Origin of the sequence: Streptomyces huiliensis (genome assembly GCF_020037025.1) — a bacterium.
GTDB classification, from domain to species: Bacteria; Actinomycetota; Actinomycetes; order Streptomycetales; family Streptomycetaceae; genus Streptomyces; species Streptomyces huiliensis.
The window spans coordinates 1-9,277 of sequence record NZ_JAIQLH010000355.1 but is presented as its reverse complement, the minus strand read 5'-3'; the positions used below and the strand labels follow the sequence as shown (position 1 = coordinate 9,277).

Below are 9,277 nucleotides of genomic sequence, written 5' to 3'. Positions count from 1 at the left end.
CCTGCGCGAGGAGCTCGCCCGCCGGGCCGTCCCGGACCCGGAGGAGGCGCTGCGCGAGGTGATCGCGGACGGTTCGGTGCTGGTCTTCCAGGAGCCCCTGCGGGCCCCGGAGACCCCTGAGGAGGAGGCCGGCGAGGCGGAGGTGCCGGTCCGGACGCTGCTCGGCCTCGACCGGTACGCCATGGCCGAGGAGAGCCTCGCCGACGGACTCGCCCGGCTGCTGGGCACCCTCGCCGCCCGGGACCTCGACTGGGCGGGAGCCGCCGCCGCGGCCCCCTCCCCGTCGGCCGCGGAACTGATCCGCGCCGTGGCCGACTCCGGCCTGGTCGCGCACAGCGGCGGCGAGGCCGCCCGGGCCGAGCCCGCGGCGGTCGTCGCGGCGGCCCGCGCCCTCGGACTCCGCGCGGTGGCCGCCGCGTTCACCGAGGACGGCAGGCGGCGCCTGGCCGCCGCCGGGGACGCGGAGGCGGTCACCGTCGCCGGGCTGCTGGCCGGCCGGGAGGGCCCGGAGCGGGACGCCGAGGGGACGCTCGACGTCGACGTCCTGGTGGTGCTCGACGCGCCGCGGCTGGACGTGGAGACGGCCGCCGCGCTGGTGGAGTCGCTGCCCGACGGCGCCCGGCTGGTGCTCTCCGGCGACCCCGCCGAGCTGTGGTCGGCCGGTCCGGGGCGGGTGTTCGCGGACGTCCTGGCGGCCCGCGCCTGCCCGGTCGTCGTCTCCCGCACCCCGGATCCCGGCCCGCTCGGCGAGCTCCTCTCCGGCGTGGGAGCCGGCGAGCTGCTGCGGGTCGATGCCCCCGGCAAGGAGGTCGTCATCGTCCCGGTGACGGACGCGGGCGAGGCCGTGCACCGCGCGGTGCAGCTCGTCGCCGACTCCGTCCCCCGCGCGATCGGCGTCCCGCCCGAGGCCACGCAGGTCGTCACGGTCGGCCACGGCGGCGCCGCCGGCACCCGCGCGCTCAACGCCGCGCTGAAGCAGCGGCTCAACCCCGGCCCGGGCCGGTTCGGCGGCTTCGACCCGGGCGACCGGGTCGCGTACGTCCCCGCCCCCGGCCGGATGGCCCCGGGCACGGTGGTCTCCGGCGACGCGGACGGGCTGCGGCTCGACTGCTCCGGCACCCAGGTCGTCGTCCCGCCCGGCCGGGTGGCCGACGCGGTGCGGCACGGCTGGGCCGTCACCGCCCACCAGGCGGCCGGCACCCGCTGGCCGGCCGCGGTGGTCGTCCTGCCCGGCGACGCGGGCCCCGACCTGACCAGGTCCTGGGTCTACACGGCGTTCGGCCGCGGCGAGCGCCACCTGTCCGTGGTGCACGGCGCGGGCCAGGACCTGCCGCGGGCCGTGGCGGAGGTCCCGGCGAAGGAACGGAGCACACGGCTCCGGACGCTGCTGACGCCTACCCTGCAGACACCGCCCGCGGGGTAGGCGCCCGGCGGCCGCGGCGGGCCGGTCCGGCCGGTCGGACCGGCCCGGCTCGCCCGGGCCGCCCCGCCCCGCCCCACCCGGTCAGCGAGGCGTGCCCGGCCCCCTCCGGCCGCCCGGCGCCCCCGCGCCGCCGGCCGCGTCGCCGGCGCCGCCCTCGGCTTCGTCCCCGTCCTCGTCGAGGTCCTCGTCGTCGACCACCTCGATGTCGTCGTCATCCGACACGACGTCCAACGCCACCCGGCCGTCCGCGACGCCGAGCACCGCGTCGTCCAGCCCGTCGTCGTCGAGGTCGTCCAGTTCCTCGTCGAACACGGCGCTGACGTCGAACCGGCAGACCACCCGCTGCGGATCGGCCTGGTCGAAGGGGGCCGACAGCCACTCCCCCGGCTCGGCCAGGTCGTCGAGGGCGGCCACCCACAGCGTGGAGTCGCCCTCCTCCAGGCCGAACTCCTTGTGCCGGGAGGCGATTTCGTCCGGTTCGTACTCGCCGAAGAGCACCCCGAGGGCCGCGTGCACACTGCCGCCCACGATCCCGGCGCCGTTCCCCGCCCGGTTCGAACCGGGCGCCAGGTCGGGGACGTCGGGATCCAGGTCCGCGACCCGCTGGGCCTGGGAGAGCAGCCGTTGCGGCTCGGCCACCGCGTAGTCCCGGCGGATCAGCACGCTCAGCGCGCTGGGCTCGTCGGGGCCGGCGTAGGCGGGCAGCGAGTCGTCACCCGGGATCTCGAACGGAGTGACCTCGTCGTAGGCGTCGTACAGCAGCTCGTCGTACGCCTCGGCTGCCGCGGCCAGCTCGTTGAACGCGGCGTAGACGGCCGGGTCGTCCTCGCCCGACCGGCGTTCGACGGCGTCGAGGTGGCGGTCCAGAGCGGCTTTGACCGCCTCGGCGGCGGCCCGTACCTCGGCGGCGGTTGGCTGCGCAGCATCAGACATAGTGCAGACGCTATCCGTACCGGGGCTGTTCCCGCACAATAGATGCGATGCCGGAATACGAATTCTGTGATGTGTATGTGCCGCGAGGGGTCTCCCGAGGCGCTGCCACGCGACTGCTGACCGACCACGCCGAGTACGGACACTGGGAGTTGGACCGACTGCGCCTCTTCCCCGACGGCAGCCGAAGAGTCCGGCTGCGCCGCCGGATCATCCGCCAGCTGCGCGCCACCTGGTGACGGTACGCCCGCGCCGACCGGCGCCGTAACCCGCCACCCCGGGAACGGCTGAACGACCGAACGACGACGGGAGCGGGCCCCGGTGGTCCGGGACCCGCTCCCTGGAGTCGCTGCGCCCGCCCGGCAGGGCCGACCGGCGGTGCCGGCCGGCGCGGCCTGGCGGGCGCGGCCTGGCGGGCGCGACCGCCTCAGCTCACCGGATCAGCTCTGCTGACCGGCACGCGCCCGGCGGTAGAGGACCGCGCCGCCGAGCAGCAGGGCCGCGCTCGCGGCGCCGGCCATGCCCAGCTCGCCCGCGCCGGTGTGCGCGAGCTGGTCGTCCCGCTCCTCGACGGCCGCGGCGGCCGGCTGCGCCGGACGGTGCGCGTCCTTCACCACGGCCACCGGGACGACCGGGCCGGGGGTGACGTGACCGGGCTTGTCGTGCACCGAGTGCTCGGCGGGCTTGTCGTGCTTACCGCCCGGCCGGTGCTCGTCACACGGCTTGTCCTTGTCCCCGTGGGTCCCGTGGTCCTCGTGGTCCCCGTGGGGCTTGTCCCCGTGCGGCTTGTCGGCCGGCGGGTGGTGGTGCGAGGGCTTGCCCGGGTGGTGCGGACGCGTGTGGTCCGGCCCCTTCCCGTGGCCGTGGCCGTCGTTGACGCAGGTGTTGCCGAAGGTGGGGTTGGCGACGGCGACCACGTCCACGGTGTTGCCGCAGGCGTTGACCGGCACGTCGATCGGCGCCTGGACGTTGTTCCCGGAGATGACGCCGGGCGAGCCGACGGCCGCGCCCTGAGCTCCGGAGCCGCCGCCGTGGTGGCCGCCGTGCCCGTGGCCCTGGCCGTGACCGCTGCCGTGCCCGTGCCCGTGGGAGCCGTGACCGCCGTGGCCCCCGTTGACACAGGTGTTGCCGGAGGCCGGGTTGAGCGCCCCGACGACGTTCACGGTGTTGCCACAGACGTTCACCGGCACGTGCACCGGCACCTGGACGTTGTTCCCGGACGCGACGCCCGGGGAGTGCGCGGCGACGCCCTGGGCGCCCGAGTCCGCGTACGCGTAGCCACCGGTCACGGCGAGCACGCTGCCCGCTGCCGCGACGGTGAGCAGGCCCTTTTTGGCGACCTGTCGCATTGCTTTGCCCCTCTGCTACTACTGCTTGCCATGCGGAACGTGCGCGGGCCGGCTGCCCGCGCACGGTGTCCGGGTCGAAAGCCCGGCGGCCCCGGGGCGCATGGCGCGCGCTCCGGAGCCGCCCGGTTCTCCATCCCTCACCCGGTGAGGGGCAACGTCACTTGTTGACGCAGGTGTTGCCGTGCGTGGGGTTGAGCAGCCCGACGACGTTGACCGTGTTGCCGCACAGGTTGACCGGCACGGAGACCGGGATCTGGACGACGTTGCCCGAGACGACACCGGGGCTGTTCACCGCGGCGCCCTGAGCCCCGCCGGCCGCTGCTGCCAGACCCGCGCCCGTGAGCACGAGACCACCGGTGGCAGCCGCAGTGGCGACGACCTTCTTGAGCATGGATTCCTCCTTGTTGGAATGCGATCCCAGCCGCGGACCGCACACCCTGTAACGACACGGAGGGAACCGAGCTACGTAACCTTGAGCGCGTTCACTCTTTCCGGCGAAAAAAGCGCCAACTCCGCACAACCTGACGCTCTTTCAGAAAGACTCTCAGCACTCATCCAGGAACCGGTCGAGCACGCGCGCACCGAATGTCAGACCATCGACGGGAACGCGCTCGTCCACTCCGTGGAACATGCCGGCGAAGTCCAGCTCGGGCGGCAGCTTCAGGGGGGCGAACCCGAAGCCGCGGATCCCGAGGTCGTCGAAGGACTTGGCGTCGGTGCCGCCGGAGAGCATGTAGGGGACGGCGCGGGCGATCGGGTCCTCGGCCCGCAGGGCCGTCTGCATGGCCTGGACGAGGTCGCCGTCGAAGCCCGTCTCCAGCGCCTTGTCGGCGTGCACGTCCTCGCGCTTGACCCGCGGCCCGAGGATCCGGTCGAGGTCGGCGAGGAACTCCTCCTCGTACCCCGGCAGGAACCGGCCGTCCACGTGCGCCGTGGCCTGCCCGGGGATCACGTTCACCTTGTAGCCGGCGCCCAGCATCGTCGGGGCGGCCGTGTTCCGCAGCGTCGCCCCGATGATCTTGGCGATGCCGCCCAGCTTGGCGAGGGTGGCCTCCATGTCCTCGGGGTCCAGCGGCGTGCCCAGCGCGTCCGACAGCTCGTCGAGGAACGACCGCACGGTCTTCGTCACCCGCACCGGGAACCGGTGCCGCCCGAGCCGGCCGACCGCCTCGCAGAGCTCGGTGATCGCGTTGTCCGTGTTGGTCATGGAGCCGTGGCCGGCCGTGCCCTCCACGGTCAGCCGCATCCAGTGCATGCCCTTCTGGGCCGTCTCGACCAGGTACAGCCGCAGATTCTCATTGACGGTGAACGAGAACCCGCCGACCTCGCTGATCGCCTCGGTGACCCCCTCGAACAGGCCCGGATGCTTGTCCACCAGATAGCGGGCGCCGTACGTGCCGCCCGCCTCCTCGTCCGCGAGGAAGGCCAGCACCACGTCGCGCGGGGGCTTCCGCCCGGTCCGCATCCGGTCGCGGACGACCGCGAGGGTCATCGCGTCCATGTCCTTCATGTCGACCGCGCCGCGCCCCCACAGGCACCCGTCGGCGATCTCGCCGGCGAACGGGTGGTGCGTCCAGTCGGCGGCATCGGCCGGGACGACGTCCGTGTGCCCGTGGATCAGCAGCGCCGGCCGCGAGGGGTCCTCACCCTCTATCCGCGCCACGGTCGACGCCCGACCCGGGTGCGACTCGAAGATCTTCGGCTCCAGCCCCACCTCGGCGAGCTTCTCTGCCACGTACTCGGCAGCGACGCGCTCGCCCGGCCCGGAGTGGTCGCCGTAGTTGCTGGTGTCGATCCGGATCAGGTCGCGGCAGATGTCCACGACCTCGCTCTCGGCGCCCGTCTTCTGTTCCGCGCTCACGCTGCCTCCTCGTGGTTCGCCCCCGGGAGCCCTCTCGCACGGACCCCCGGCATGGGCCCACCGCCATCCTGCACCCGCCGCCGCCCGAGCCCAAGGCCGCAATCCTGCCGACACACTCCCGCAAGAACCCGCTGGTCGCAGCCCCGGGACCGCCCTCCGCCCACGTGATCGAGCGCCGCTCGAAACCTGGTATTGTTTTCCATGTCGCCGCGGGGAACACCCCGAGGAAACGACACCTGGTCCGGGTGGCGGAATGGCAGACGCGCTAGCTTGAGGTGCTAGTGCCCTTTATCGGGCGTGGGGGTTCAAGTCCCCCCTCGGACACAACGAAGAACCCCAGCTGAGCTGGGGTTCTTCTGTTTTTTCCGGCCCCGACCCCGGCGGTGGCCGGGGCCGGCCGTGGGGCGTCCGGTCAGCCCAAGGACACCCGCGCCACCGGTGCGAGGGTGGGGTCCGTGAGGAGGGCTCGGCAGCGGAAGCGTTGGATTTTGCCGCTGGGGGTTTTGGGGAGGACGCCGCGCGGGAGGAAGAGGCATTCGTCGAGGGCGACGCCGGCCTTTTCGAGGGCCAGGCCGGCGGCCTCCTCGGCGATGGGGCGGAAGTCCTTGGGGTTGCCCTGGGCTTCGACCATCAGGACGAGGCGGGTGGCGCCCGCGTCGCCGGCGTCGACGAGGGCGGCGCAGCCCTTGCGGACGTTGCGCATCGAGTCGACGGCCGACTCGATCTCCGAGGCGTAGACCTTGCGGCCGCCGACGGAGAGCATGTCGTCGGCCCGGCCGAGGACGTACAGCTCGCCGTCGCGGAGGAAGCCGAGGTCGCCGGTGCGCAGTCGGCCGTCGGAGAAGCGTTCCGCGGTGCGGGTGGGGTCGGCGTAGTAGCCCTGGGCGAGGCTGGGGGAGGCGACCTCGATCTCGGCCACGTGGCCGGGTTCGCCCGCCCGTATCTCGACACCCGGGAGCGGGACGCCGTTCGAGACGAGGCGGGTGGCCTGCGGGTCGTCCGGGTCGGTCTCCACCGCCTTGCCCTCCACCAGGGACGGACCGTGAAAGGTGAGGGCCCGGGGCGCCTGGGCCCAGGGTTTGCCCGCCACGGCCAGCGTGGCCTCGGCCATGCCGTAGGCGGGCTGGAACGCGGTGTCCGTGAGGCCGAAGGGGCGGAACGCGGCGGTGGCGGCGGCCAGGGTGTCCCAGTCGACGCGTTCGGCGCCGATCACGGCCGCCCGGAGGCGCAGTTCCTTCGGGAGGGTGCCCCTCCCCTGTGCCCGGGCCGCGAGGTAGACGGCGGTGCTGGTGCCGGCCGTCATGGTGGCCTCGTACTCGGATATGTCGCGGAACCACGACCTCGGCGCGAGGCCGAACCGGTCGGGCGTGGACAGCACGAAGTGGAAGTCGTACGCCCAGGAGTACAGCAGGCAGCCGAACATGCCCATGTCGTGCGAAAGCGGCAGCCAGGACGCGACGGTGTCGGCGCCGGGGCGGCCGCCCGTCAGGTGCAGGATGATCTCCAACTGCCGTTCGATGGCACGGGTGGTGAGGGCGCAGCCCTTGGGGGTGCTCGTGCTGCCCGAGGAGTACTGGACGAAGGCCAGGTCGTCCCGGCTGGGGGGACTCGGGGTGAAGGGGGAGGAGGAGGACACTCCGGCGGCGCGTAGCGCCGTCCAGCCCGTGGCCGGGACGGACGCCGTGAGCTCGGCGGGGAGCGTCGCCGCTATCCAGTCGTCGGCCAGCAGGAGGACCGGGTCGAGGCGGGCGGTGAGGGCGACGAGCTGGGCCCCGTACGCCTCCTGGCTCTGGCCGCGGGTGGGCAGCGGCAGGGAAGCGACGGCGCCGCCGGCCAGCCAGGTGGCGAGCAGGCCGCGGACGGTGTCGGGGGTGTTGGTGAGGATGCAGGCGACGCGGGTGCCGGGGCGTACGCCGAGGGCGCGCAGCCGGGCGGCCATGCCGTGGGCGTCCCGGACGACGTCGCGCCAGGGGGTGTGCTCGAAGGCGTCGCCCGTCCAGGCGTGCAGGACGCCGCGCGAGGACCCGTTCGTCAGGGCGGAGAAGAAATCCATGGGTGGCCGTACTCCCCGTTGGTGGTGGTTCCCGTGCGTGATTCCCGTGGGTGCGCGAAACGACGTGTCCGGGCCGGTGCGGGCTCGCAGAACCAGCAGCACCGGCCCGGACGGGGTCATTCGACGTCGACGAGCGTCGGATCGGTGGGCCGGTCGCTCTTCTTGCGCTCGGCAAGCGGCGCGAGGTGCTGCTGTGACGCGAGGAGCCGGGCCTGGTCGTCGGTGGAGCCGCCGCTGACGCGGCTGATGCCGGCCTCGCGCATCTCCATCCGCTCCGGGTCGATCCGGATGACCTTCCAGGCCAGGCCGGTCTTCTCCAGGCTCCAGATGAGGATGGCGGAGAGGTCGACCTCGTACCACTTCATGCCGTGCCGGGCGGACCGCGGGAAGGCGTGGTGGTTGTTGTGCCATGCCTCGCCGAACGAGGGCACGCTCAGCCAGGCGACGTTGCGGGACTCGTCGGTGGTCTCGAAGCGGCGCCGGCCGAAGTAGTGGCCGACGGAGTTCACCGCGTACGTCATGTGGTTGATGAGGAAGATGCGGACGAGGCCGCCCCACAGCATGCCGGTCAGGCCCGCGGTGACGCTGCCGCCGGTGATCGCGAAGGCGAGCAGGCCGGGCAGCACGACGCCCGCGGCGGTGACCAGCACCAGGTGCTCGCTCAGCCAGCGCATGGGCTTCTCGCGGACCAGGTCCGGGCAGTAGCGCATCGGGTCGGACGTGAGCTTCTCGTCGAACAGCCAGCCGAGGTGGGCGTGCCACAGGCCGGTCATCGTGCCCTTGAAGCCGGGCGGGAAGTCCAGGTGGGGCGAGTGGGGGTCGCCCTCCTTGTCGGCGACGCGGTGGTGCTTGCGGTGGTGGGCGGCCCAGATCAGCGGCGGACCCTGCCCGGCCATGACGCCGGCGGTGGCCAGGGCGACGCGGATGGGCTTGTACGTCTCGAACGAGCGGTGGGTGAGCATGCGGTGGTAGCCGGTGGAGATCCCGAATCCGGAGATCGCGTACATGATCACGAGGACCACGGCGTCGGACCAGGAGAAGATCTTGTTCCACAGCAGTGCCATGGAGGCCAGGACCCCCAGCAGCGGGATGACGGACGCGCCGAGGATGAACCAGCGGTGCTCCCTGCCGTCCATTACCTCAACCCCTTCCAGCGGGAACGAACACACGGACAGGACAGAAGGACAGGGCGCTCAGGGCGCCGGGTGGAACTGCTCCTCCTCGGTGGAGCCGGTCAGGGCGGTGGTGGAGGAGTCAGGGTTGAGCGCGGTGGTGACGAGGTCGAAGTAGCCGGTGCCGACCTCGCGTTGGTGGCGGACGGCGGTGAAGCCGTGCTCCTGTGCGGCGAACTCCCGCTCCTGGAGGTCGACGTAGGCCGTCATGCCGTGCTCGGCGTAGCCGCGGGCGAGGTCGAACATGGCGTGGTTGAGGGAGTGGAAGCCCGCCAGGGTGATGAACTGGAACCGGTAGCCCATCGCGCCCAGTTCGCGCTGGAACTTGGCGATGCGGTCGTCGTCCAGGGCCGCCTTCCAGTTGAAGGAGGGCGAGCAGTTGTAGGCGAGCATCGTGTCCGGGTACTCGGCGTGGATCGCCTCGGCGAAGGCGCGGGCCTCGTCGAGGTCGGGGGTGCCGGTCTCCATCCACAGCAGGTCGGCGTGGGG

Annotated in this window: 9 protein-coding genes and 1 tRNA gene; 3 read left to right on the top strand and 7 right to left on the bottom strand. The window is 73.0% G+C overall.

Features of this window, described 5'->3' with window-relative positions; all coding sequences use genetic code 11:
- A partial coding sequence (locus JNW98_RS33240; RefSeq protein ID WP_223772021.1) for an AAA family ATPase occupies positions 1 to 1,423 on the top strand: 1,423 nt, incomplete at its 5' end.
- 81 nt (positions 1,424 to 1,504) lie between these two features.
- Here the strand turns inward: JNW98_RS33240 and JNW98_RS33235 are convergent.
- Positions 1,505 to 2,356, bottom strand: a complete 852-nt coding sequence (locus tag JNW98_RS33235) for a hypothetical protein (protein ID WP_223772020.1) — start codon at positions 2,354 to 2,356, stop codon at positions 1,505 to 1,507.
- Between the two features lie 47 nt (positions 2,357 to 2,403).
- On the opposite strand from JNW98_RS33235, the gene JNW98_RS33230 reads away from it, so the two are divergent.
- Complete coding sequence (locus tag JNW98_RS33230; protein ID WP_078588254.1) at positions 2,404 to 2,592, top strand: DUF5703 family protein; 189 nt, start codon at positions 2,404 to 2,406, stop codon at positions 2,590 to 2,592.
- 201 nt (positions 2,593 to 2,793) lie between these two features.
- Here the strand turns inward: JNW98_RS33230 and JNW98_RS36765 are convergent, their stop codons facing one another.
- From JNW98_RS36765 to JNW98_RS33215, 3 genes are all read right to left on the bottom strand, one after another.
- Entirely contained in the window at positions 2,794 to 3,702 is a 909-nt protein-coding gene (locus JNW98_RS36765; protein ID WP_223772019.1) for a chaplin, read from the bottom strand.
- Between the two features lie 157 nt (positions 3,703 to 3,859).
- A complete protein-coding gene (locus tag JNW98_RS33220; RefSeq protein ID WP_223772018.1) occupies positions 3,860 to 4,093 on the bottom strand; it encodes a chaplin in 234 nt (77 codons plus the stop codon).
- A gap of 153 nt (positions 4,094 to 4,246) precedes the next feature.
- Positions 4,247 to 5,563, bottom strand: a complete 1,317-nt coding sequence (locus JNW98_RS33215) for a M20/M25/M40 family metallo-hydrolase (protein ID WP_223772017.1) — start codon at positions 5,561 to 5,563, stop codon at positions 4,247 to 4,249.
- Between the two features lie 239 nt (positions 5,564 to 5,802).
- Here JNW98_RS33215 and JNW98_RS33210 point away from each other — a divergent pair.
- Positions 5,803 to 5,887 (top strand) — tRNA-Leu (locus JNW98_RS33210).
- 88 nt (positions 5,888 to 5,975) lie between these two features.
- Here JNW98_RS33210 and JNW98_RS33205 read toward each other — a convergent pair.
- The 3 genes from JNW98_RS33205 to JNW98_RS33195 form a co-directional block, all read right to left on the bottom strand.
- Positions 5,976 to 7,616 (bottom strand): AMP-binding protein, encoded by a 1,641-nt coding sequence (locus JNW98_RS33205; RefSeq protein WP_223772016.1) that lies wholly within the window; start codon positions 7,614 to 7,616, stop codon positions 5,976 to 5,978.
- 116 nt (positions 7,617 to 7,732) lie between these two features.
- Positions 7,733 to 8,752: an acyl-CoA desaturase gene (locus tag JNW98_RS33200; protein WP_223772015.1), complete on the bottom strand. Its 1,020-nt coding sequence runs from the start codon at positions 8,750 to 8,752 to the stop codon at positions 7,733 to 7,735.
- A 57-nt stretch (positions 8,753 to 8,809) separates the two neighbouring features.
- Positions 8,810 to 9,277: beta/alpha barrel domain-containing protein (locus JNW98_RS33195; protein WP_504755627.1), on the bottom strand; the 468-nt coding region annotated here is incomplete at its 5' end.